The following is a 24,330-nucleotide window of genomic DNA, read 5'->3' on the forward strand; positions in this document are numbered from 1 at the left end:
ATGAATCTCATTCTAGGCGTTGCGACGCCGATCTTCGTGATCTTTCTCGCGTTTCTTGTCGTGGTTCTGGCTTTTTCGCGGATGTACAAGCGTTCGACGCGTGAAGTGAGTCTTGTCAAAACCGGGACGGGCGGGCGCAAGGTGATCATTGATGGCGGTACGCTTGTCATTCCTGTGCTGCATGAGGTGACGCGGATCAACATGCGCACCACCCGTCTCGAAGTGCGCCGCGATGGCAATTCCGCGCTGATCACCAAGGACCGGATGCGGGTCGATGTCGGTGTGGAGTTTTACGTGACCGTGCAAGCCTCCGAAGAAGGCATTGCACGCGCCGCGCAAACGCTGGGCGACCGGACCTTTGACGATGATGCGCTGCGCGAGATGGTGGAAGGTAAGCTTGTCGATGGTTTGCGCGCTGTGGCGGCAAAAATGGACCTCGATGACTTGCATGAGAATCGTGCCAATTTCGTTCAGCAAGTACAGCAGGCGGTGTCCGAGGATTTGCGCAAGAACGGTCTGGAACTTGAGTCCGTGTCTTTGACCGCGCTGGATCAGACGCCGCTCGACGGTCTGGATGAGAACAACGTGTTCAACGCAGAAGGTCTGAAACATCAGGCTGAGCGTATCGCCGATAGCCGCAAACAACGTGCGGCGATTGAAGCCGAAGCAGAGGTTGCGGTGGCGCGGTCGCGTCAGGAAGCCGAAGTGAAGCGCTATGAGGTCGAACGTGAGCAAGAAGAGGCCCGCGTTGCTCAACGTGTGAAAATGGAAGAACTCTCCGCCCGTGAATCCGCAGAGAAGGCGCGCCAGCACGAAGAGGCCTCGACCAAAGCGGAGCAGGCGCGGATTGCGCGCGAAAAGGCCATTGAGATTGCGGAGCAAGAGCGCCGGAAATCCATCGAGATTGCGGAACAGGAACGCCAGATCGCCGTGGCCGAGAAATCAGAAGCCGAAAGTCAGGCGCGTGCCCGTGCCGACCTTGCGAAAGCAGATGCGATTAAAGCGACTGAATCGATTGAAACCGAGCGCCGTGTGGCCGAAGGGGAGCGCCAAAAGCGCTTGACCATTTTGGCCGCCGAGGAAGAGGCCGAGCGAAACGCGACCTCGATCCGTGTGGCCGCAAAGGCGGAACGCGAAGCGGCGGACGACCGGGCGGCGGCGATGCGCGAGCTTGCGCAGGCGGAGGCCGACAAGGTGACGATCCGCGCAGAGGCGGAAAAGGCCGAACAGCTTGCAATGGCCGATGGTATGCGCGCCCAGAAGCTGGCCGAAGCCGAAGGGACGCGTGCCCTTGCCGAGGCGGAGAACGGTTTGTCCACCTCGATCATCGACTTCCGTCTGGCCAAGGCCCGTCTTGAAGCGATGCCGAAGATTGTCGCAGAAATGGTCAAGCCGGCCGAGAAAATTGGCGGCATCACCATTCATAAAGTCGATGGGCTGACCGGTGGCGGAGCGTCCGGCGTCGAGGCCCCGAAATCCGGTGGTGACGGCTTGGTCAATCAGGCCTTTGATGAAATGCGCAAAATGGCATTCCAGCTTCCGGCACTCGATGCGATTGGCAAACAGGTCGGTCTCAATATGGACAAAGGCATGAGCCAGATGGTGCAGGATGTTTTTGAGGTCGAAAAGACCGTGACGCCCGCGCTGAAAGATGTTCCCGAGCCGAAAGAGGCACCCGCGCCGAAAGATGCGGTGATTTCCGATCAGGCGGACGCCTGATCTTCGGAGGCTGAGGTCTTCGGTTAAACACATGAGCGGCTGCGAACGGATCGGATCTGTTCGCAGCCATTTTTATGGGCGCGTTCGTTTACCGAATGACCAATCGTGTCGAGGGTGTGATGCGTTCCGCGATCCAACGCAGATGATCGGCACGAAAGGCCACGCAGCCTTCGGTCGGATGTCGTGGCTTGCGCCAACGATGCACGAAAATGGCGGAGCCTTTGCCGGGCGTGGCATTGGGCCAATTCCAATCAGTGATGATCACCAGATCGTATAGCCGGTCGGCGCGGCGCATGTTTTCGTGACTGGCTTCGAGTGGCGCGCGCACGAGGTGGTTGTAGGCGGGATGATCGCCCGCATCGCACCAGAGATCGCCAGCGCGAATTTTCTCGCCAGTTATCGCCGGAATGCGATCCGCCCTGTAATAGAGCGCGGGCATATGATGTGCGCCGCGCGGGCTGGCCCCATCGCCTTCGCGTTTGTCGTCACGGATGCCGCCCTTGCCGATGGAACAGGGAAACCGCCGCCCCAAAAAACGCGCGCCCCAGCGGGTCACAACGATGTCGGTGGCTTTGAACATGGGGGCGCTCATAGCAGATGCCCGGATTTGCGCGCTTTGGTGGCGAGGTAGGCCTCGTTATAGCGGTTTTCGCCCACTTTGAGCGGGACGCGTTCGGTCACCTTGATGCCTTGATCTTTCATACGCGCAATCTTGTTCGGATTGTTGGTCAAAAGCCGCACGGCGCCGAATCCCATCTCTTTCAGGATCGCCGCCCCAATGCGGAAATCGCGTTCGTCATCCTCAAAGCCCAGGCGGTGATTGGCCTCCACCGTATCAAAGCCCTGATCCTGCAAAGAGTAGGCGCGCATCTTGTTGGCGTGGCCGATGCCGCGGCCCTCTTGGTTCAGATACAGCAGAATGCCTTCGCCCTCTTCGCCCATCTGCGTCAAGGCGGCATTCAATTGCGGCCCGCAATCGCATTTCATCGAGCCGAAAATATCGCCGGTGAAACAGGCGGAATGCAGGCGGGCCAGCACGGGTTTCGCGCGATCTGGGCGACCGACTTCGACAACGTAATGCTCTTCGCCGCCATCCTCGGGGCGAAACACATGCACGCGGGATTTCTCGGCGGCCAGCAAAGGCACGCGGGCGTGGACCATATCGTGCAGCGGCGCGAGATCGGCCATCAGCGGCAGGGCGGTTTCGACCGGCAAGACGGTCAGGCCATGGCTGGCCGCGATCTCAAAGGCGTTGTCGACATCCACCATCACGGCAGAGGGCAAAAGACGCGCGGATTTCGCCAGCGCAATCGCCGCCTTGGCGCAAAGCGCATTGCCTCCGCGCAGGGATTGGAACGGGCCTTTCATCGGATGGGTCAGATCGTCCGCCGGATTGGCGACGGCTTCGATCCAATCGACATCGACGTCTTTCGGTAGGACAAGGCGGGCCAGATCGCTGTCATAGGCGCGCGCTGACAGCGTCACGGCGCGGCGTGCGGTGATCGCCAAATAGGCCTGACCCAGTTGGCGCAGGTCATTCAAGCGCGCGGAGGACAGGTCCTCGGCCGCAATCGCAAGTGCTGCCCCCGCCTCGGACCGCAGCATAACGGGCACGCCCATACGCATATCAGCGCGGGCGCGAGCGATGAGTTCTGAAAGGCTGGGCGCAAGGCTCATGGCGGTATCCGTCCTGTGATCAGGCCCACCATGTAGCGATTTTTGACATAAAGTGAAACATTTCCGCGCGATTTGACACGCTTGCGTGATGGGTTTGTTGCAAATCTTGTTTTGGCGCATGGTTCACCTCAGATCACGGACAAGGCACAAACAAAGGAGGCCCGCGTGATGGCCACTCTCAAGAAAATTCTCCTCGTGGATGACGATGACGATCTGCGCGAGGCACTGAGCGAGCAACTGGTGATGACCGAGGATTTCGACGTCTTCGAAGCTGACAGCGGCGCCACGGGCATGGAGAAAACCAAAGAGGGTCACTATGACCTGATCATGCTCGATGTGGGCCTGCCGGATACGGACGGGCGCGAGCTTTGCAAACGGATGCGCAAATCCGGGGTGAAAGCGCCGATCCTGATGCTCACCGGCCATGACACCGATGCCGATACGATCCTCGGCCTCGACAGCGGCGCCAATGATTACGTGACCAAACCGTTCAAATTTCCGGTGCTTCTGGCCCGCATCCGCGCCCAGCTTCGTACGCACGAACAGTCCGAAGCGGCTGTGTTCCAGTTGGGGCCGTATACGTTCAAACCGGCGCAGAAGATGCTTGTCACCGAAGACGACAAGAAAATCCGCCTGACGGAAAAAGAGACCAACATTCTCAAATTCCTCTATCGCGCCACCGAAGGCGTCGTGCCGCGCGATGTCTTGCTGCATGAAGTCTGGGGCTACAATGCCGGTGTGACGACCCACACGCTTGAGACCCACATCTATCGTCTGCGTCAAAAGATCGAACCCGATCCCTCGAACGCGCGCCTTTTGGTGACGGAGGCCGGTGGCTACCGCCTCGCCTCCTGATCCGAAAAACCTGAACTTACGCAGGAACCTTTTGGCGCCTGCGTGGGTTTCATACAGGAAGATCCCTCGCACATCGGGACAAAGATGTGCAGTCCCTCGTCCCCTCGACTTAACGCCCGGCCTCAGTGCCGGGCTTTTTTTGTGCCGGGCATTTTTTTGAAAGGTGGTTTGCGCGGCTTTCGGGTGGTGTCACCTGCGGGAGACGAGTAGGGTTCGGAGCAAATCTGATCCGAGGACCCGATATGCCCTTTACTCTTGCCACCTGGAACATCAACTCCGTGCGCCTGCGCGAGCCGATCGTGCTCAAACTGCTCGAAGAGGAAGCGCCCGATGTGCTGTGCCTTCAGGAGTGCAAATCGCCGGTCGAGAAAATCCCGATGGAGGGCTTTCGCGCGCTGGGCTACACCCACATGGTCGCGCGCGGGCAAAAGGGCTATAACGGTGTCGCGATCCTGGCCAAGATCCCGATGGTTGAGGCAGGGGCGGCCGATTACGCCTCTTTGGGTCACGCACGTCATATCGCGGGTAAGCTGGAAAACGGTGTGACGATCCACAATTTCTACGTTCCTGCGGGCGGCGATGTGCCGGATCGCGAGGTGAACGAGAAATTCGGCCAAAAGCTCGATTACCTGACCGAGATGCGCGATGCCTTCCACGCCGACGCGCCGGAGAAAGCCATTCTTGTGGGTGATCTCAATATCGCGCCGCGTGAGGACGATGTTTGGGATCACAAGAAACTCCTGAAGATCGTGTCGCATACGCCTATCGAGGTCGAACACCTCGCCCAGACCCAAGACGCCGGGAAGTGGGTCGACATCACCCGTCAGGATATTCCCGAGGGGCTGCTCTACAGCTGGTGGTCCTACCGCGCCAAGGATTGGGATGCCGCCGACAAAGGCCGTCGTCTCGATCACGTCTGGGCCACGCCGGATATCTCGAACGCTGGCCATGGATCGCGGGTGCTGCGGGCCGCGCGGGGTTGGGACAAGCCGTCGGATCACGCGCCGGTCTTTGCGACCTTCGATCTTTAAAATCCATGCCGAAAAGCGCATATAAGCGCCAAGCAACCAGATAGAGGAGAACCGATATGGATCTCGGACAAACCAGCGCCGCCGCCAATGCCGGACATGGCGCCTATGTGAAAGACGTCTCAGAAGCCGATTTCATGGCGGAGGTGATCGAAGCTTCGCAGGAAACCCCTGTGATCGTCGATTTTTGGGCGCCCTGGTGTGGCCCTTGCCGTCAACTTGGCCCGGCTCTTGAGGCTGAGGTCGAGGCCGCCGGTGGCGCCGTCAAGATGGCCAAGGTCAATGTCGACGAAAACCAAGGCATCGCCGGTCAGCTTCGCGTGCAATCCATTCCGACCGTCTACGCCTTTTTCAAAGGCCAGCCGGTCGACGGGTTCCAAGGCGCGTTGCCGCCCTCGCAGATCAAGGAATTCGTGGCCAAGGTCGTGGCGCTGAACGTGGACGAAAGCCTGAATGACGCTGTCGCAGCCGCCGACGAAATGTTCGAAGCGGGCGAGATCGACGATGCGGCCCAGACCTATGCCGCAATCCTCGAAGAAGACGACAAACTCGCTGGCGCCTACGCCGGTCTCGCCAAATGTCACCTCGCCAAAGGTGATGTGGATGAGGCCGAGGCCGTGATCAACGGCGCTCCTGCCGAGATCGCGACGGATGCGGCCATTGAGGGCGTCCATGCGCAGATCGCTCTGGCGCGTGAGGCCGAAAACGCCGGTCCGGTGGGTGAATTGGCTACCAAGGTCGAAGCCGACCCGACCGACATGCAAGCCCGTCTTGATCTCGCCGTGGCGCAACACGCCGCCGGTCAAATCGAGGAGTCTGTCGACACGCTTTTGGCCGCCTTCAAACAGGACCGCGAGTGGAACGATGGCGCTATCAAAGAACAGCTGTTCAAAATCTTCGACAGCCTGAAGCCCAACGATCCGATCGTCCTCACAGGTCGACGCAAATTGTCGTCGATGCTATTTGCCTGATCGCCCGCGCGATCTAGCTATAGGGTATGTTGACCGCAGCAAGCCTTCCTGAGACGATCCCCGTCTTCCCGCTGCCCGGCGCGCTCTTGCTGCCCCGGGCGCGGTTGCCGCTGCATATTTTCGAGCCTCGCTATTTGCAGATGATCGAAGATTGCATGAAAACCTCCGCGCGTCTTATCGGCATGGTGCAGCCGCGCAGTGGAGGCGTGAGCGGGGCAGGGGAGGGCAAGCTCAACCAGATCGGCTGTGCCGGACGTCTGACCGCCTTTTCCGAGACCGAAGACGGGCGCTACATGATCACGCTTTCGGGCGTGTCGCGCTTTCGCCTGATCTCAGAGGTGAACGGCTTTTGCCCCTATCGCAAATTCTCGGTCAACTGGTCCGATTTCTCACAGGATCTCGGCGCCGCCGATTCCGATCCGCGCCTGGACCGCGCAGGTTTCATGGCACTTCTCAAACGCTATTTCTGCGAAGAAGACCTGCAAACCGATTGGGACAGCCTTGGTCAGGCGGAGGACGAATTGCTGATCAATTCGCTCTCCATGCTCTGCCCCTTCGGTCCCGAAGACAAACAGGCCCTTTTGGAGGCGCCCTCTCTTTCCATTCGGCGTGAAACTCTGGTAACCCTCATGGAATTCGCCCTGCATGGCGGCTCTGATGAGGATATGATGTGATGAGCAGTGACACGACCCCGCAAGTGCAACAGGCCTTTGATCGCCGCATGTTGGAGGCGCTCGTCTGCCCGCAAACACATGGCGTTCTGACCTATGATGCCGAGGCGCAAGAGCTGATCTCGAAAACCGCTGGCCTCGCCTATCCGATCCGCAATGGCATTCCGATCATGCTGGTCTCAGAGGCGCGCAGCCTCGAGGATTAAGGTGCTGAGGCGCGGGTCAATGCCCGCGCCCTTTCCTTAGCGTTTTTTCTTTGCGTTAAGGTTAATGCCGGACGGAGCGGGCGTTTCCTTTGTGCCAAAAATACTCAAGTGGCCTCAGGCCTCAAAGCGGCACACCCCGCAACAGCTTCGGTACATCGCCATTGACGCCCGCCGCCTCGCGGATGGCCGCGCGGCGCAGACCCGTCACCGAATTAACAACGCCCATGCCAATGTCGCGCGCAATGCGCAGCAGAGGATTGTCGTTGGAAAACAGCTTGTTGAAGCTGTCGGTCATCAGCGCCATCGAGGCCACATCAAACCGCCGCCACTGCGCGTAGCGTTGCAAAACGTCCTCGCGCCCGATGTCTTCACCGCGGCGATGCGCCTCGACCAGAACTTCGGTCAGTGCGCCGACATCCTTGAGACCGGCATTCAGACCCTGACCCGAAATCGGGTGCATCCCATGCGCCGCATCCCCCACAAGCGCGATGCGCTGTGCGGTGAATTGGTTCGCCAGAGTGATGTTCAAAGGATAGGTAAAGCGTTTCCCGGCAAGGGAAATCTCCCCCAGAAAATCCCCGAACCGGGGCCGCAGCACCGCGAGGTAATCCTCATCGGACAGCGCCTGAATATCTGCCGCCATCTGGTCCTTTTCGGTCCAGACGATAGAGCTTTGATTGCCCGGCAGAGGCAAGATCGCCAAGGGACCGGAGGGTAGGAAATATTGATGCGCGGCGCCATTGTGCGGCAGCTCATGCGAAATCGCACAAACCAGCGCGGTCTGACCATAAGCCCAGCCGGTGCGCTTGATCCCTGCGCGCTCCGCCGTGCCGGATTTGCGCCCGTCACAGCCGACGATCAGCCTGCCATCGATCTCCGCGCCACTGTCCAAAGTGACCTTGGCGCCATGCAGATCGACCTCTTGTGCCACGACAAGCCCCTCGACCTGCGTGATCCGGGGCTGCGCGTCGAGCGCGTCCAGAATGGCCTGCCTCAGGAACCGATCCTCGACCATATACCCCATCGGGCTTTCGTCGATTTCCCCGTCGCGGAACTCGAGCATGAAGGGCGCGGGGCCTTCGCCGGGTTTGCCGTCCGTGACCTTCACGTCGAGGATCGGTTGCGCATGTGCGCTGACGCGATCCCAAAGGCCAATGGCTTTCAACAGCTTATGCGAGCCAAGCGAGAGCGCATATCCACGCCCGTCAAAGACGTCACTGGTTCGGGTGTCTTTCGGCAGGCTGTCGATCAAACTCACGCTCAATCCGGCATTCGCGGAGGCAAGTGCAAGCGCCGGACCGTTCAAACCGCCGCCGACAATGATGAGATCGCTTTTTGGGGGGATGTTTTGGGTCATGGCAGTCTCCTTGCCGCAAATATGACGCCTAAAGCGGGATTGTCCATGCGATGTTGCGCCGCTAGTTTGCATCGGCAACAAGAAAGGGCGCAAAATGGTCGAGTATACAAAGATGAGCATGAGCGATCTGGGGCGGGCCATTGGCAGCGGCGACATCGATCCGCGCGATCTGGCGGCGGCCTTTCTGGACATGGCGAAGGCGCATCCGTTCCGCGACCGCATCTATGCCCGTCTCATGGAAGATCGCGCCATGGCGGAGGCCGAAGCCGCCTATGCCCGTGCCAAAGACGGTGTGCGACGCGGTCTCTTGGATGGCGTGCCGGTGTCGTGGAAAGACCTCTTCGACACGGCAGGTGTCGCCACCGAAGCGGGCACCGCGTTGCTCAAAGATCGCATCCCGACGCGCGATGCCGAAGTTTTACGCCGCGCGTCGAGCGCGGGTCTGGTGGCGCTGGGCAAGACGCATATGTCGGAACTTGCGTTTTCCGGGCTTGGTCTCAATCCGGTGACGGCGACCACGCCCTGTGTGAACGATCATGACGCTGTGTCCGGCGGGTCGTCCTCGGGGGCGGCTGGCTCCGTTGCCTTCGGGCTGGCCCCCGGTGCGATTGGCTCGGACACCGGCGGATCGGTGCGTATCCCGTCGGCCTGGAACGATCTTGTGGGCCTGAAAACCACGGCGGGACGCATCCCTCTTGATGGCGTGGTGCCTCTGGCCGCCGCTTTCGACACCGTCGGTCCTCTGGTCAAAACCGTTGAAGATGCGGCGGAGTGTTTCGCCATTCTCGATGGCACGCCCGCGCCCGATCTCAAAGGCGCGACACTCAGGGGCAAGCGCCTGCTCATTCTCGACAATGTGGTCTTCGATGATATTCGTGATGCGCCTTTGGCCGCCTTCGAGGCTTCGGTCGAAAAACTGCGCGATGCGGGCGCCGAGATCACCCGCGCGCCGATTAAGGCCGTGACTGAGGCGATGGACCTCTCCGGTATCCTCTTCACGACGGAGGCCTATGCCGAATGGCGCGACTATATCGAGGCCAAACCGGAGCTGATGTATCCGCGCATTCTCGACCGTTTCCGGGCGGGTGGCGCCTTCAACGGGGCGGATTTCGTGGCGGGTTGGAAAAAACTCGCCCATCTGCGCAGGGACTATCTGCGCGAGACGGCGGGCTATGATGCGGTGATCCTGCCGACTGCGCCGATCCTGCCGCCCAATGCGGAGCGGTTGCTGAAGGACGCCGACTATTACGTGACGGAGAACCTTTTGGCGCTGCGGAACACCCGTGTCGGCAACCTCATGGGGCTGGCGGCTTTGACGCTTCCGACCGGGGTGCCGTCTTGTGGTCTGTTGATGCAAACGCCGCCGATGTCCGAGGCTGCGCTGTTGCGACTTGGGGCGGCTGCGGAAAGGGCGCTGGCCTAAAAGTCACAACTTCTGCGAGCATGCCGCTGTCAAGGACGTCTTTCTCTGGACCAAATCAGTCGTGCCGGTTATCTTGACCTCAAACACCCGGGCAAAAAGATCCGGAAAAACAGAGGCAGTAGCAGTTTCATGACGTTCCCTGAGCGGTTTTCCAACCTGCCGGAATACGCGTTTCCGCGTTTGCGCACCCTTCTCGACGCCCATGCGCCGGGGGGTGAAGTCATGCATATGACCATTGGCGAACCACGCCATGAGATGCCGCCTTTCGTGGCCGAAGTTCTGGCCGAACATGTTGCGGACTTTGCGAAATATCCCAGTAATTATGGCACAGATGTGCTGTTGTCGGAGATCTCAGGCTGGCTCAAGCGGCGGTTCAATGTGGCGGTCACGCCCGAAACCGACATCATGGCGGTGAACGGCACGCGCGAGGGGTTGATGAATGCCTGTCTTGCGCTCTGCCCCGAGACGAAGCGCGGCAAACAGCCGGTCGTTTTGACGCCCAACCCATTCTATCAGGTCTATGCAGTTTCCGCCGTCACCATCGGTGCCGAGCCGGTGTTTGTGCCCGCCACGCGCGACAACGGGTTTTTGCCGGATTACAGCAGCCTGTCGCCCGAAATTCTCGAACGCACGGCCATCGCCTATGTCTGTTCGCCCTCCAATCCGCAGGGCGCGATCGCGCCGCGCGCCTATCTGCGCGACTTGATTGCCTTGGCGGAAAAATACGATTTCAAAGTGTTCTCTGACGAATGCTATTCCGAGATTTACCGCGGCGAGCCGCCTGTTAGCGCGCTTCAAGTGGCGCAAGAGATGGGGGCGGACCCGGAGCGTGTGGTGATTTTCCATTCGCTGTCGAAACGCTCGAACCTTCCGGGGTTGCGCTCTGGCTTTGTGGCCTCTGGTCCCAAAAGCATGGGCTATATTCGTCAGCTGCGTGCCTATGGTGGCGCGCCTCTGCCCAATCCGATCCAAGCGGTGTCAGCGCGGGTCTGGGCCGACGAGGACCACGTCATTGCCTCGCGCAAGCTCTATGTCGAGAAATTCGAGATCGCCGATGAGGTGTTTTCCGGCATTCAAGGCGCTGAGGCCCCCGACGCCGGATTTTTCCTCTGGTTGCCGGTGAATGACAGCGAAGAGGCCGCGATGAAACTTTGGACAGAAACCGGCGTGCGGGTTCTGCCCGGCGCGTATTTGTCGCGGGACGTGAACGGGGACAACCCCGGCAAGAATTACATCCGGGTCGCACTCGTGGCCCCAAAAGAAGAGACACAGCGCGGGCTTATCCGGCTTCGCGACTGTTTGTACGGTTAAGGTAAGAGGCAGTCATGGCATCCTATCAGGCGCGCGGTCGCGACCCGCTTTTCGACAGAAACACCCAAGCACTTTTGGAGCGTCGGGGGCGAGAACTCATTGGTCTCGGGCTTTTGGCCGTTGGGTTCCTGATCGCGCTGATGCTGGGGTCTTATGTGCCTGAGGACCCGAGCTGGTTGTCCGCGACCGAAGCGCCTGTGCATAACATTCTGGGCCGTCTCGGCGCCTCCGTGGCCTCGCCCTTGATGATCATCGTCGGTGTGGCTTCCTGGGGCTTTGTGCTGGGGTTTGCGGCTTGGGGTCTGCGTTTCGTGCTGCACCGCGGGGCGGAGCGCGCCCTGTCGCGTGCCGTGTTCGTGCCGATCGCCATTGCCGTGGCCGCGATCTATGCCTCGACGCATGCCTCCACCGCACCGCAAAGCTTTGGCGGTCTGTTCGGCGACACTGTGCTGGCCGCCTTGATCCAGATTTTGCCCTTTGGCGCTGCCTTTAGCCTCAAGGTTCTGGCGTTTTTGTCCTTCTTCGGTGCGCTGGCCTTGGGTCTCTTCGCGCTTGGTGTGACCGTGGCTGAGCTGAAACTGGCTTGGCGTTTCCTGCTGGTCGGGTTGGTCTCGCTTTATGCGCTGGCGCTGCATCTTTTGGGCCGTGGCGCGCGCGGCTCTGTCGTCATGGGTCAACAGATGGCCCGCACGGCTGCGACCCGTCGCGAAGAACGCCGTGCCGAGCGTCAGATGCTGGCCGAGCAACAGGCCGCGTTCGAGGCGCAGATGGCACAGGCCGAGCCGCGTGTCGGTGGCCGTGTGATCCGTGCGGAACAGCCGGCGATCGAGACCCCGCCGATGGAAGTCGACCAAAAACCGTCGCTTCTGTCCAAGATGCCGGGTCTGTTGAAACGCACGGCGCCCGAAGATCTGGAGCCCGAGTTGATCGAACCCGATCTGGCGCCCGATGTGGACTTGGGGCCGGGGCAGGATGATCGCATCCGCTCGAAAATTTCGTCGGCCATCAGTGCGCGCGCCCGTTCCGTGCCGCGTGGATCGATGACGGGCAACAGCCGCGTCGAGCCGCCTTTGACCGCGGTGCAAAAGGCAGCGCAAAAATATCGCAAAGGTCCGGCGCCGATCGTCTTTGATCAGAACGTTGTGGCAGCCCCGGTTGCCACACCCGCCGCGCATGAGGCCGCCGCGCAGGAAGCCTATGCCGAGCCCTATGGCTATGAAGAGGTTCCCGAGGTTGCCTATCACGCAGAGTATGACGCGGGATATGCCGATGCGGGCTATGCGGATGAGGGGTATTCTGACGCGGACTATGCCGCTTCCTATGAGGACGAGGCCTTCGTCGAGGATGCCTTGGAAACGCCGGAGTATGTCGATCCGCAGCCCGCGCGGTATGAGCCTGCCGCGCCTTCCGTGCCGGACCCAAAACGTGTGGTGCAGCACCCGGTGCGCAAACCGGTCGCACCCTCGAAACAGGCACAGGCGGAGGCGCAGCCTTCGTTGAAATTCGATCCCAGAGAGGCCGAATACGAAACCCCGCCGCTGTCTCTTTTGGAAAACCCGACCAACATTGTGCGTCACACGCTGTCCGATGAGGCCTTGGAAGAAAACGCGCGGATGCTGGAAAGCGTGCTGGATGATTATGGCGTCAAGGGCGAGATCGTTTCCGTGCGTCCGGGGCCTGTCGTGACCATGTACGAGTTGGAACCCGCGCCGGGTCTCAAGGCTTCGCGGGTGATCGGCCTGGCCGATGACATCGCGCGGTCGATGTCGGCTCTGTCCGCGCGTGTCTCGACTGTGCCGGGGCGCTCCGTGATCGGGATCGAATTGCCGAATGACCACCGCGAAATGGTGTCCTTCCGCGAGATCCTTTCGACCCGTGATTATGGTGACGGCAAGCTGTCGCTGCCACTGGCGCTGGGCAAGGACATCGGTGGCGATCCGGTCGTGACCAACCTTGCGAAGATGCCGCACTTGTTGATCGCGGGGACCACCGGTTCCGGTAAATCCGTGGCGATCAACACGATGATCCTGTCGCTCCTTTACCGTCTGACTCCGGAAGATTGCCGCCTGATCATGATCGACCCGAAGATGCTGGAACTTTCCGTCTATGACGGCATTCCGCATCTGTTGAGCCCGGTTGTGACCGACCCGAAAAAGGCCGTTGTGGCGCTGAAATGGGTCGTGGCCGAGATGGAAGATCGGTATCGCAAAATGTCCAAAATGGGCGTGCGCAACATCGACGGCTACAACGGTCGCGTCAAAGAGGCGCTGTCCAAGGGCGAGATGTTCTCCCGCACCGTGCAGACCGGGTTTGACGACGAGACCGGCGATCCGATTTTCGAGACCGAAGAATTCCAGCCGGAAAAACTGCCCTTCATCGTGGTGATCGTCGACGAGATGGCCGACCTGATGATGGTGGCCGGCAAGGAGATCGAGGCCTGTATCCAGCGTCTGGCGCAGATGGCGCGGGCCTCGGGCATTCACCTGATCATGGCGACGCAGCGGCCCTCCGTGGACGTCATCACCGGCACGATCAAGGCCAACTTCCCGACCCGGATTTCCTTCCAGGTGACCTCGAAAATCGACAGCCGCACCATTCTGGGTGAACAGGGCGCCGAACAGCTCCTGGGCATGGGTGACATGCTCTACATGGCGGGCGGTGGGAAAATCCAACGCTGCCACGCGCCTTTCGTGTCCGATGAAGAGGTCGAGAAAATCGTGTCTTATCTCAAGGCCTACGGTCCGCCCGATTATGTCGGCGGCGTGGTCGAAGGGCCGGAATCCGACAAGGAAGCGGATATCGACGCGGTTCTGGGCCTGGCGACCGGTGGCAACACCAATGGCGAAGATGCGCTCTACGATCAGGCCGTGGCCATCGTGATCAAGGATCGCAAATGTTCGACCTCCTACATCCAGCGCAAACTGGCGATCGGCTATAACAAGGCCGCGCGTCTGGTGGAGCAGATGGAGGACGAGGGTGTCGTGTCCGCCGCGAACCACGTTGGCAAACGCGAAATTCTGGTGCCGGAACAGTAAGTTCGGCAGCTGCGATGGGCGTTCACACGCCTGTCGCTCTCTTGTGAGCAGAAGACATGTGGCAGCCCGCGAAATCTGGCATATATCTACGCCATGAAACGATTTCTCACCGCGCTTGCGCCCGCCGCCCTGATTGCTTTGTCGACCGTCGCTCCTGCGGCGGCTGAAAAGCTGTCCCTCTCCACACTCTCCAATTATCTGAACAGCCTCGGCACGGTTCAGGCGGATTTTGTCCAGACCAATGACGATGGTTCACGTTCCAATGGCCAGGTGACGATCAAACGCCCCGGCCGGATGCGTCTCGACTACGGCTCCGGGAATGATGCGCTTGTGCTGGTGTCTGGCGGGCAGGTCGGGGTGTTCGATCCGGGTTCGAATGAGCCGCCGCAGCGGTTCCCGCTGTCGCAGACCCCGCTGTCGGTGATTCTCAAGCGCAATGTCGATTTGAATGCCGCCAAAATGGTGGTGTCGCATCGCGAGGAAAACGGTGACACGATCGTGCGGGCGCAGGACCCGGATCATCCGGATTACGGCTATATCGACCTGATTTTTAGCGCCACGCCTGTGCTCAAGGCCTGGGTCATTCACGATGAGGCCGGTGGGTCGACCACGGTTCAACTGACCAAGATGTCGTTGGGTGGCTCGGTGTCGGATCGTGAATTCAACATCCGTAGCGAAGCCGACCGGCGCGGGACGCCGCTCGACTAAAGCGTTTTTCAGAGTTTGCCGCAGGCCAAAAGCTGACCCCGATAGGTGTCAGAGCGTGCGGCAACCTGAGAGGAGACGCGCAACAGCCACGGTTTGGCATTATAGGAGCCGCGCGCATAGCCCGTGCGTCCCTCGTGATAGGCGAGGTATTGCGCGCGGGCGTCGGCCTTGGAGATGCCCAAAGATTCGGTGGTTTTATCCATATACCAGCCCATGAAATCGGTGGCGTCCTCGATCCGGTCACGTTTCGCGCCACGCCGTCCTTCTTCGTCGCGGTATTCGTCCCACGTGGCGTCGAGCGCCTGGGCGTAGCCGTAAGCCGAGCTTTGGCGACCCATCGGGATCACATCCAAAACAAAGCGGTAAGGCGTGCGCGCGTCACCGATGAATTTGCTTTCCTGATAGAATGTCGCCATCTGAACATAGACCGGCACGCCCCATTTGCGTTCGGTTTGCTTCATGGCCCGATGATATCTCGGGCGTTCGGATACGATTGCGCATGCATTGTCGAGGTCGCGTGGCGCGGAATAATTACCGCCACAGGCCGCGACCAAAAGACAAAACCCCAATGCGCGAAGACTTCTGCTCATACCTGCCTCTCGCTCTTTACTTTTGCGAGATCATAACGAATTTCACCGGGCTGTGAAATGGCATTCCTGTGAACAGCTTGGGGGTCAGATCACCATGGCCAAGATCAGCGGCAGATAGAGGACGGACAAAAGCGTCGAGGAGACCACAAGGGCGGCGACGGAGTCTGAATCCGCGCCATATTTTTCCGCCAGCATGTAGGAGGTGACGGCCACAGGCGTGGCGATTTGCACCACGAGTACGGCGAAGGGCACGGGGGCGAGGTTGAAATACATCCCGGCCAGCGCGGCGATGCCTGCGCAGAGCACGACTTTTCCCAGTGAAATCAACGTTGCGCGACCGAGACCACGCGGATGCAGGCGCGCCACCGCGACGCCCAATGTGATGAGCATGAGCGGAATGGCGATCTGGCCCAACATCTCAAGCGTGTTCATCGCAACGCGGGGCAGGGTCCAGCCCTGCCACAGGAACAGGGCGCCGAGAGCCGTGGCCCAGACCAGAGGTTCCTTGAAGGCCTTGCCAAGCGAGCCGCGCCCGGCCGTGACATAGATGCCGAAGGTGAAGGACCAAAGCGCCATGGCCGCAAACACGACGACCGCATAGCTCAACCCCGCTTCGCCGAAGGCAAAGAGCGCAAGCGGCAGGCCGAGGTTGCCGGTGTTGCCGAAAATCAGCGGTGCCAGATAGGTACGCGTGTCGAGTTTCAAAGATTTGACGGTGATCCACGCCGCGATGGTGACGCCGCCATAGGCCGCGACGGAGGCCATCGACAGGGCGGTCAGGGCGGCCGGATCTATGTCGGCCTTGATCAGGGCCGTGAAGATCAGCGCGGGCACGGAGAGCGTCATGGTCAGTTTGGTGACGAACTCCAAACGGTACTCGTGGCCGGTCTTGACCCAGGTGAATCCGATGAGCGCCAAAAGGAAAACCGGGGTGACGATTTCCAAGACTGTTAAAATGAGGTTCACAGACTGTTTCCCATTTCTTTGGCCGTCCCCCGTGGACAGGCGCCGTTTTTAGGGTCTACTAACCAAGTATAGGGGTTGCAATGTTATGATGAAATCACGGGCGAAATATCATCTGGGGCAAGTCGTGCGCCACAGAAAGCACAGCTTTCGCGGTGTTGTCTTCGATGTGGATGCGATTTTTTCCAACACAGACGAATGGTACGCCGCCATTCCCGAGGATGTGCGCCCCGACAAGGATCAGCCATTTTATCATCTGCTCGCGGAAAATGACCAAAGCTACTACGTGGCTTATGTGTCAGAGCAAAATCTCGTCGCAGATTACTCAGGCGTGCCGGTGGATCACCCCGATCTATCGGATTTGTTCGGTCCGTTTTGCGATGGATCTTACCCGCTGCACTTTCAGCTCAACTAAGCCGTTGGCCCAGAGTTTGCCCCGAAAGGGCAGAGCGGCTTTCATGCTGCGTAGTCATTAAAGTCCGGGCCGCAACCTCGCGTCAGGTGCCTAGCGTTTCTGGCCGATGGCCATCCGAAAGCTCAGTTTGTTTTCCCCGTCGATATGGGCGTATTGCAACTCATGCGCCAATTCGCGGATCAGGAACCAGCCAAATCCCCCCTCAGGCAGATCGGCGATGTCGCAATTCAGGTTGGCCTGCAACCCAAGCGGGGGCTCGCCGCCGGGCATCATATTGCCTTTGTCTGAGATCAGGCAATGCAATCCATCGTCGGCTTGCGAGAGACGTATGTCGATCAGACCCTCGGGATCGTCGGCATAGGCATGTTCGACAATGTTGTTGAGGATTTCGGCCAAGACAATTTCAAGGCTCGCAGCCTCGTCGGCGGCCAGACCGTTCGGTTCAAGCCCGTGCTTGATGGTTTGAAGTCCGCGTCGAACCGCGGCATCCGTCGCTGGCAGGATGAGTCTCAATTCATGTTCTTTCGGTTGGGGGCAAACCTCCCAGGAGTTCTGGTAGGCGAGATTTCCCTCAGGACGCATTCGCAATCCCCTCGACAGCTGTTGCCACGCTGGTGTGGATGGTGAACACGGTATCCATGCGGGTCAGATGAAAGACGCGTTGGACGGTGGGATGCAGCGCGGCGAGTTCCAGACGCTGACCATGCCGCACGGCTTTCAATGCCGCGACGACAGCGCCAAGTCCGGAACTGTCGAGAAATTCCACATTTTGCAGATCGAGAAGAATGCGCGCAGGACCGCTGTCGCTCAGCGCGCGCATTTCGTCTTTGAACTGGATGGCACAGGCGGCGTCAATTCGGTTTTCACCGACGCAAACCACGCGCACGTCATCAAAGTCCTGATGTGTCAGTTTCATATGCCGTACCTTTTTCCTGCGAAACGCCTGTACCTGAACCTTCGACGGACTCTCCGGAAAGCAGAAAAGACGCTGTATTGGGCTTGATCCTAGGGGGGAAATCTTACCAATGGGTTTGCGCCAACAGGAAAATGGAGAAAAATATGACCGACTATGCGGGGTTGTCTGCGCGCCTTGAGGCGCTTTGTGCGGGAGAAGCCGATGAGGTGGCGTTAATGGCAACCGTGGCCTGCGAGGTGCACCAGTTTGATGATCGGTTCCATTGGACGGGTTTTTATCGTGTTGTCGAAGAAAACCTCTTGAAAATAGGGCCTTACCAAGGTGGCCATGGCTGTCTCGTGATCCCGTTCTCACGCGGTGTTTGCGGCGCCTGTGCGCGGACGCGCGCGGTGCAACTGGTGCCGGATGTTGAGGCCTTTGAGGGGCATATCGCCTGTGCCTCCTCGACGCGGTCGGAATTGGTCCTGCCTGTGCAAAATGCGAATGGTGTGCTGTTGGGGGTTTTTGACCTCGACAGCGATCTCCCGGCGGCCTTCACCCAGGAAGATGCCGAGCAATTGACCCTTATTCTCAATCGGGTTTTTGCCAAGGTGAGCCGGGCATGATAGGCGCCTGTCATGAGTGACGATTACAATCCCCCGCAAGACCCTCTGGATGTGCTCCATATGGATCATGAGATCCTTGTGGTGAACAAACCCTCGGGGCTTTTGTCTGTGCCGGGCAAGGGCGAGCATCTGGCCGATTGCCTGATGTCGCGCATTCAGGCGGCTTTCCCGGAGGCTTTGCTGATTCACAGGCTGGATCGGGATACCTCTGGCGTGATGGTCTTTGCTCTGACGCCCCATGCACAGCGCCACATCGGGCTTCAGTTCGAAAAACGGCAGACCAAGAAAACCTATGTCGCCTGGGTTCATGGGCATATTGCGGAAAAGACCGGCACGGTGGACCTGCCGCTGATCGTCGATTGGCCGAACCGTCCGAAACAGATGGTCTGTCACGAGACCGGCAAACCCGCCGTCACCGATTGGCGGGTGGTGCGCTATCAGGACAATCAAACGCGGGTGCGGTTGATGCCAAAGACAGGCCGTTCGCATCAGCTTCGCGTGCATATGCTGGCGCTTGGGCATCCGATCATGGGCGATCCGTTTTATGCGACGGGGGAGGCGCGGGACGCTCCGCGCTTGATGTTGCACGCAGAACAGCTACGGTTCCGTCACCCGGATGGCGGCGCGGGGCTGTCTTTCACAGCGAAATGTCCGTTTTGACTAATCCCGAGTAAATGTGTCGCGGTTTCCATATCCGGGGTGGAAATTACAAATTTAGAACGTATCTGATTTTGTAAACCACGCACCTATAGAGGAGATGACCATGGGTCTTCGTATCAACGACATCGTTCCGAATTTTACCGCCATGACCGATCAGGGTGAGATCACCTTTCACGACTGGATTGGCGACAGCTGGGCGATCTTGTTCTCCCACCCGAAAGATTTCACGCCGGTCTGCACCACCGAATTCGGTGCTGTTGCGCAACTGGCCGATGAATGGGAAAAGCGCGGCACGAAGGTGATCGGCGTCTCTGTGGATGGCGTCGAAGAGCACAAGAGCTGGAAAGGCGATATCGAGAGCTTTGCCGGCACCTCTGCGGGGTTTCCGATCATTGCCGATACGGATCTCGCGGTGTCCAAAGCCTTTGACATGTTGCCGTCAGAGGCCTACCTGCCCGATGGTCGCACGCCCGCTCACACCGCGACGGTGCGGTCGGTGTTTATCATTTCCCCGGACAAAAAACTGCAACTCACGATGACCTACCCGATGTCGGTGGGCCGGAACTTTGCCGAGGTGCTGCGCGCGCTTGATGGTCTGCAAAAAACCTACGGCGTGCCGCTCGCGACACCTGCGAACTGGACCGTTGGCCAGGATGTGATCGCAGCTCTGTCTCTGACGGATGAACAGGCCGCCGAGAAATTCGGTGGTGTGGACATCAAGCTGCCGTACCTGCGTTTCGTGAAAGCGTAAACGTTTCGGTCAAAAGCCGTTGAAATCGCCCCTGTTCGCCTGTGCCGATCTTTCCTATGGTACTCGCGAACAGGGGTTTTTTATGTTTTCAGCACTGCGCCGCACCAAATCCATCTCTCGAATTGCGCTTGATCCGCCAAAGGCTTTGCCCGACCGCGAAGGTCTCGCGATTGTCCTGATCGTGCGCGATGAAGAGGCCCATATCGGTGAATGGGCGCGCTTTCACCAAAAGGCCGGGGTGCGCCATTTCTACGTTTACGACAACGGGTCGGTGGATGGCACGCTGGTGCAGATCGTGGCCGCCGTTGGGGTCCAAAACGTGACCGTGATCCCATGGACCCAAAAGCTGTGCGACGGGAATTCGGGTGCGGAAATCCACAATCAAGTGCTGGCCTACGCCCATGCAGTGGCGAATTTCGGCGATCAGGTCCGCTGGATGGCCTTTATCGACGTCGATGAATTTCTGGTGCCGAAATCGGGTGAGACGTTGATGGATTGTCTGGCGCATCTGGAGGGCGAGGTGAACATTTCACTGCCTTGGCATATGTTCGGACGCAACGGGTTCGAGGACGCGCCGGAGGGCGGCATCGTCGCCAATTACACCCGCCGTCACCCGGACCCGATGAGTCCTTTGAAGGGGATGTGCAATTTCAAGATGATCGTCGATCCCTGCCATGTCACCGCGATGAAAGTGCATTCCATCGAGACGGATGGGTCTGCAGTGAGCGTGAACGACCGAGGCGACAAAGCCTCTGCCTCGGATCGCAAAAAGCCGGGTTTCTATTCCGCCGATCACATCCAGCTCAACCACTATTACACCCGCTCGAACGCGGAGTTGATGGCTAAGATCACCCGTGGGTCCAACATGACCCAAGATGCAAACGACCACCTCCGCCGCGTGATGCGCAAGGTCGATCAGATCGAAGCGGAAAGCGTCGAGGATCCGGCGGCGAAACGGTGGTTTGGAGCGAACTATCCCTCACAAGCTTAGTGCCCAGTGGTCTTAGCGTAATGCTTGTACCGCACTCCGACGGCTGAATTCAGTTTTCCCCAAAAGCCGCCCGCCATCCGCGCAAATCGCAACGGCGCGGTTTTATGCGCGAAGGGGATGCTGAGGAAAAGAAAGACAAGCTGAATCAGTTTGCCGGGAATCCGCAGGAATATCGTGTAACGGCGGCTCGGTTTCTTCGACATGTTGCGATGAAAGCTGGTGTTGGCTTGGTCGCGCGCGCGGCGGAATTGGTAGCTCAGGCTAAGGCGATCTGCTGGAATGGTCTCATAGACATAGGCGTCTTTGACCCAGCCGACCGTAAAGCCGCGATCCATGACATCGACGAGAAACTGTGTGTCCTCTCCGCCGGAAAACCGCAGTGCTTCGTCGAACCAAATGTTCTCTTCACGGAACAATCTGGTTTGCGCGACCCAATTGTTGGTGGCGATGACGCTTCGGCCCCGACTGTTCAGCGTCGCGGTCTCCGCTGCGCTAAGGTCCCTTCTGTGATAGACTTCCACCATGTTTTTCAGGGCCACTGATTGCAGATATGTCAGCGGCTCGTTTTGCGGCGCAACCAAAACAGGTGCCCCCAAAAGTACAGCCTCGCTTTGACGGTAGCCATCAATCAGCTTCACAAGCCAGTCTGGCGCAACGGTTTCGTCGTCATCGACAAAAATCAAAAGATCAGCATCTTGATCTAGCGCTTCTTTCGCCGCGCGGTTCCGGGCGCAGGAAATGCCCGCCTCGGTTTCCAGTGCATAGTCTAACGGTATGCCATTTGGCAAAACGGACTGAGACGTCACCAGCGGCTGCGTGTTCGGTTGCTCATCGTTTTCCACGATCAGACAGCGGATGTCACACAGGGCAGGCAGATCCATCTGGCCCCAGGATGCAATCAAGGCCCGCACCATATGAGGGCGTCGGCGTGTGAGCGCAGCGACGGTGAGGCGAAGATGTTGAGTTCGGCGATTGTGAGGCATCGGTGTCTTTTAAAACTCGGTAGGGGCTTAGATGCTCTAGCCTGTTTTTCGCCGGAGACAAAAGCGACCTCACGTCAACAGGGGCTCTTTCGGCGGGTTTCCCCCGTTTCCTTTGCTGCCACAAATACTCAAAAAGCCCCGCCAATGGCGGGGCTTTTCCATGTTTCGAAAAGAGGAGGCGATTACTCGGCCTCTTCCTCTTTCTTGACCTCTTCGCCGGTCTCCTGATCGACCATTTTCATGCCAAGGCGCACCTTGCCACGGTCGTCGAAGCCCAGAAGTTTGACGTAAACTTCCTGACCTTCTTTCAGAACATCCGACGGGTGATTCAGGCGACGGTTCTCGATCTGAGACACGTGCACGAGGCCATCACGCTTGCCAAAGAAGTTCACGAAAGCGCCGAAATCGACCAGTTTCACGACCTTGCCCTTGTAGACCATGCCTTCTTCCGGCTCGGCCACGATGGAGTGGATCATGTCATAGGCTTTCTGGATCGCTTCACCATTGGCGGAGGCGATTTTGATGATGCCTTCGTCGTTGATGTCGACTTTCGCGCCGGAGGTCTCGACGATCTCGCGGATCACTTTACCGCCGGAGCCGATCACTTCACGGATCTTGTCGGTCGGGATCTGCATGGTCTCGATGCGCGGAGCATGGGCGGAGAATTCGCCAGCGCCGGAGAGCGCTTTGTTCATCTCGCCGAGGATGTGCATGCGGCCCTCTTTGGCCTGAGCCAGAGCTTGCTTCATGATCTCGGGCGTGATGCCTGCGACCTTGATGTCCATTTGCAGGGACGTGATGCCGTTCTCGGTGCCTGCGACTTTAAAGTCCATGTCGCCGAGGTGATCCTCGTCGCCAAGAATGTCGGTCAGGATCGCGAATTCGCCATCGTCTTCGAGCACCAGACCCATGGCCACACCCGCAACAGCGGATTTGAGCGGCACACCGGCGTCCATCATCGACAGGGAGCCACCGCAAACGGAAGCCATCGAGGAGGAGCCGTTCGATTCGGTGATCTCGGAGACCACGCGGATCGTGTAGGGGAAATCGGTGGCGGCGGGCAGAACGGCCTGAAGGGCGCGCCATGCCAGTTTGCCGTGACCGATTTCACGACGACCCGGGGAGCCGACACGACCGACTTCACCGACCGAGTACGGCGGGAAGTTGTAGTGCAGCAGGAAGTTGGAGCGGAAGTTGCCATGCAGCGCGTCGATGATCTGCTCATCGTCGCCGGTGCCGAGCGTGGTCACGACGAGGCCCTGCGTTTCACCACGGGTGAACAGAGCGGAGCCGTGGGTCCGCGGCAGAAGACCGGTTTCGCACACAATCGGACGCACCTGATCGAGGGCACGGCCGTCGATGCGCTTGCCTTCTTTCACGACGGTCGAGCGCAGCACGTTGGATTCGAGTTTCTTGAGGGCGGACCCGAGGTTCTCGTCTTCAAGCTGCTCTTCGGTGAGACCGGCTTTGATCGCGTCCTTGGCGGCAGCAACGGCGGCCACGCGCTCTTGCTTGTCGAGGATCGAATAGGCCTCTTTCATCGAGGCTTCGCCAGCGGCTTTCACCACGTTGTAGAGCTCGGAGTAATCCGGCGCGGAGAAGTCGAAGGGCTCTTTTGCGGACTCTTCGGCCAGATCGATGATCAGGTCGATGACCGGCTGGATTTGCTCATGAGCAAAGGTCACAGCGCCGAGCATTTCGTCCTCGGAGAGCTCGTAAGCCTCGGATTCCACCATCATAACGGCGTCTTTGGTGCCGGCGACAACGAGGTCCAGACGCTGGTCCGGGTTGTTGCGCAGCTGGTCCATGTCGTCCACGGTCGGGTTCAGGATGTATTCGCCATCCTCGAAACCCACGCGGGCGCCAGCGATCGGACCCATGAAGGGCGCGCCGGAAATGGTCAGAGCGGCAGAAGCCGCGATCATCGCGACGATGTCCGGGTCGTTGACCAGATCGTGCGACAGAACAGTACACATCACCAGAACTTCGTTTTTGAAGCCAGGGACGAAGAGCGGGCGGATCGGACGGTCGATCAGACGCGCGGTGAGCGTCTCTTTTTCCGTCGGACGAGCCTCGCGTTTGAAGAAGCCACCCGGGATTTTACCGGCGGCGTAGTATTTCTCTTGGTAGTGCACGGTCAGCGGAAAGAAATCCTGCCCCGGCTTTTGTTGCTTGGCGAAGGTGACGTTGGCCATCACGGAGGTTTCACCAAGGGTGGCGATGACGGTGCCATCGGCCTGACGGGCAACCTTGCCCGTTTCCAGAGTGAGGGTTTCTTCGCCCCACTGGATCGATTTTTTCACTTCGTTGAACATTCAGCGTATCCTGTTTGGGAGCCCTCGCGAGCCCTCTCGCGTCTCCCGTTTTGCGTGGCGGCCCCATTGCCGCCGACCCCATATCTTACTTTCACAACGCCGGGGTCTTTTGCGTTACGTCTCAGATGGGGCCCGCATACAGGAAAATGCGCTCTGCGCCAAGTCGCGAGTTTTGGGGGG

General features: G+C 59.3%; 24 protein-coding genes. 15 read left to right on the forward strand and 9 right to left on the reverse strand.

Features of this window, described 5'->3' with window-relative positions; translation table 11 throughout:
- Positions 1-1,719 carry a flotillin family protein gene (locus tag ACN0X0_RS08010; protein WP_417278715.1) on the forward strand — a complete coding sequence of 573 codons (1,719 nt, stop codon included), beginning with the start codon at positions 1-3 and terminating at the stop codon, positions 1,717-1,719.
- An 88-nt stretch (positions 1,720-1,807) separates the two neighbouring features.
- On the opposite strand, the gene ACN0X0_RS08015 is transcribed toward ACN0X0_RS08010, so the two are convergent.
- Together ACN0X0_RS08015 and ribA are read right to left on the reverse strand one after the other, a co-directional pair.
- Entirely contained in the window at positions 1,808-2,299 is a 492-nt protein-coding gene (locus tag ACN0X0_RS08015) for a L,D-transpeptidase family protein (RefSeq protein ID WP_417278716.1), read from the reverse strand.
- Positions 2,300-2,307: 8 nt separating this feature from the next.
- Positions 2,308-3,396, reverse strand: a complete 1,089-nt coding sequence (gene ribA / locus ACN0X0_RS08020; RefSeq protein WP_417278717.1) for a GTP cyclohydrolase II — start codon at positions 3,394-3,396, stop codon at positions 2,308-2,310.
- Between the two features lie 168 nt (positions 3,397-3,564).
- Between ribA and ACN0X0_RS08025 the strand changes: the two genes are divergently transcribed.
- The 5 genes from ACN0X0_RS08025 to ACN0X0_RS08045 all read left to right on the forward strand — a co-directional run bounded on the left by ACN0X0_RS08025 (position 3,565) and on the right by ACN0X0_RS08045 (position 7,127).
- Positions 3,565-4,251 (forward strand): response regulator transcription factor, encoded by a 687-nt coding sequence (locus ACN0X0_RS08025; protein ID WP_219783216.1) that lies wholly within the window; start codon positions 3,565-3,567, stop codon positions 4,249-4,251.
- A 242-nt stretch (positions 4,252-4,493) separates the two neighbouring features.
- Entirely contained in the window at positions 4,494-5,282 is a 789-nt protein-coding gene (locus ACN0X0_RS08030) for an exodeoxyribonuclease III (protein ID WP_417278718.1), read from the forward strand.
- A gap of 56 nt (positions 5,283-5,338) precedes the next feature.
- Entirely contained in the window at positions 5,339-6,250 is a 912-nt protein-coding gene (locus ACN0X0_RS08035; protein WP_417278719.1) for a tetratricopeptide repeat protein, read from the forward strand.
- A 26-nt stretch (positions 6,251-6,276) separates the two neighbouring features.
- A complete protein-coding gene (locus tag ACN0X0_RS08040) occupies positions 6,277-6,924 on the forward strand; it encodes an LON peptidase substrate-binding domain-containing protein (RefSeq protein WP_417262289.1) in 648 nt (215 codons plus the stop codon).
- On the forward strand, positions 6,924-7,127 hold the full coding sequence (locus ACN0X0_RS08045) for a Trm112 family protein (RefSeq protein WP_167601322.1): 204 nt from the start codon (positions 6,924-6,926) through the stop codon (positions 7,125-7,127). Before ACN0X0_RS08040 ends, ACN0X0_RS08045 begins: the two co-directional genes overlap by 1 nt.
- A 121-nt stretch (positions 7,128-7,248) precedes the next feature.
- Here the strand turns inward: ACN0X0_RS08045 and ACN0X0_RS08050 are convergent, their stop codons facing one another.
- Positions 7,249-8,484, reverse strand: coding sequence for an FAD-dependent monooxygenase (locus ACN0X0_RS08050; protein ID WP_417278720.1), 1,236 nt, complete (start codon positions 8,482-8,484; stop codon positions 7,249-7,251).
- 94 nt (positions 8,485-8,578) lie between these two features.
- Between ACN0X0_RS08050 and ACN0X0_RS08055 the strand changes: the two genes are divergently transcribed.
- The 4 genes from ACN0X0_RS08055 (at position 8,579) to ACN0X0_RS08070 (ending at position 14,961) form a co-directional block, all read left to right on the forward strand.
- The gene (locus ACN0X0_RS08055; protein ID WP_417278721.1) at positions 8,579-9,907 is read left to right on the forward strand and encodes an amidase; all 1,329 of its coding nucleotides are present in this window, start codon (positions 8,579-8,581) and stop codon (positions 9,905-9,907) included.
- Positions 9,908-10,036: 129 nt separating this feature from the next.
- Entirely contained in the window at positions 10,037-11,218 is a 1,182-nt protein-coding gene (locus ACN0X0_RS08060) for an aminotransferase class I/II-fold pyridoxal phosphate-dependent enzyme (protein WP_417278722.1), read from the forward strand.
- A 14-nt stretch (positions 11,219-11,232) separates the two neighbouring features.
- On the forward strand, positions 11,233-14,253 hold the full coding sequence (locus ACN0X0_RS08065) for a DNA translocase FtsK (protein ID WP_417278723.1): 3,021 nt from the start codon (positions 11,233-11,235) through the stop codon (positions 14,251-14,253).
- 93 nt (positions 14,254-14,346) lie between these two features.
- Complete coding sequence (locus ACN0X0_RS08070; protein ID WP_226552099.1) at positions 14,347-14,961, forward strand: LolA family protein; 615 nt, start codon at positions 14,347-14,349, stop codon at positions 14,959-14,961.
- An 8-nt stretch (positions 14,962-14,969) separates the two neighbouring features.
- Here the strand turns inward: ACN0X0_RS08070 and ACN0X0_RS08075 are convergent, their stop codons facing one another.
- Positions 14,970-15,551, reverse strand: coding sequence for a lytic transglycosylase (locus ACN0X0_RS08075; protein WP_417262283.1), 582 nt, complete (start codon positions 15,549-15,551; stop codon positions 14,970-14,972).
- Positions 15,552-15,635: 84 nt separating this feature from the next.
- Complete coding sequence (locus ACN0X0_RS08080; RefSeq protein ID WP_417278724.1) at positions 15,636-16,517, reverse strand: AEC family transporter; 882 nt, start codon at positions 16,515-16,517, stop codon at positions 15,636-15,638.
- 85 nt (positions 16,518-16,602) lie between these two features.
- On the opposite strand from ACN0X0_RS08080, the gene hspQ reads away from it, so the two are divergent.
- Positions 16,603-16,929, forward strand: a complete 327-nt coding sequence (hspQ, locus tag ACN0X0_RS08085) for a heat shock protein HspQ (protein WP_226552105.1) — start codon at positions 16,603-16,605, stop codon at positions 16,927-16,929.
- A gap of 90 nt (positions 16,930-17,019) precedes the next feature.
- Here hspQ and ACN0X0_RS08090 read toward each other — a convergent pair whose 3' ends face one another.
- Together ACN0X0_RS08090 and ACN0X0_RS08095 are read right to left on the reverse strand one after the other, a co-directional pair.
- A complete protein-coding gene (locus ACN0X0_RS08090) occupies positions 17,020-17,442 on the reverse strand; it encodes an ATP-binding protein (protein ID WP_417278725.1) in 423 nt (140 codons plus the stop codon).
- A 58-nt stretch (positions 17,443-17,500) separates the two neighbouring features.
- On the reverse strand, positions 17,501-17,845 hold the full coding sequence (locus ACN0X0_RS08095; protein WP_167601331.1) for an STAS domain-containing protein: 345 nt from the start codon (positions 17,843-17,845) through the stop codon (positions 17,501-17,503).
- Positions 17,846-17,988: 143 nt separating this feature from the next.
- On the opposite strand from ACN0X0_RS08095, the gene ACN0X0_RS08100 reads away from it, so the two are divergent.
- From ACN0X0_RS08100 to ACN0X0_RS08115, 4 genes are all read left to right on the forward strand, one after another.
- Positions 17,989-18,450: a GAF domain-containing protein gene (locus tag ACN0X0_RS08100; RefSeq protein ID WP_417278726.1), complete on the forward strand. Its 462-nt coding sequence runs from the start codon at positions 17,989-17,991 to the stop codon at positions 18,448-18,450.
- 12 nt (positions 18,451-18,462) lie between these two features.
- Entirely contained in the window at positions 18,463-19,110 is a 648-nt protein-coding gene (locus ACN0X0_RS08105; protein ID WP_417278727.1) for an RluA family pseudouridine synthase, read from the forward strand.
- Between the two features lie 103 nt (positions 19,111-19,213).
- The gene (locus tag ACN0X0_RS08110; protein ID WP_417278728.1) at positions 19,214-19,861 is read left to right on the forward strand and encodes a peroxiredoxin; all 648 of its coding nucleotides are present in this window, start codon (positions 19,214-19,216) and stop codon (positions 19,859-19,861) included.
- Between the two features lie 82 nt (positions 19,862-19,943).
- Positions 19,944-20,852 (forward strand): glycosyltransferase family 92 protein, encoded by a 909-nt coding sequence (locus ACN0X0_RS08115; protein ID WP_417278729.1) that lies wholly within the window; start codon positions 19,944-19,946, stop codon positions 20,850-20,852.
- On the opposite strand, the gene ACN0X0_RS08120 is transcribed toward ACN0X0_RS08115, so the two are convergent.
- Entirely contained in the window at positions 20,849-21,754 is a 906-nt protein-coding gene (locus tag ACN0X0_RS08120) for a glycosyltransferase (protein WP_417278730.1), read from the reverse strand. The genes ACN0X0_RS08115 and ACN0X0_RS08120 overlap by 4 nt on opposite strands.
- 263 nt (positions 21,755-22,017) lie before the next feature.
- Complete coding sequence (pnp, locus tag ACN0X0_RS08125; RefSeq protein WP_417278731.1) at positions 22,018-24,150, reverse strand: polyribonucleotide nucleotidyltransferase; 2,133 nt, start codon at positions 24,148-24,150, stop codon at positions 22,018-22,020.
- Positions 24,151-24,330 lie beyond the last annotated feature (180 nt).

The organism is Celeribacter sp. (genome assembly GCF_048270365.1).
GTDB lineage: Bacteria > Pseudomonadota > Alphaproteobacteria > Rhodobacterales > Rhodobacteraceae > Celeribacter.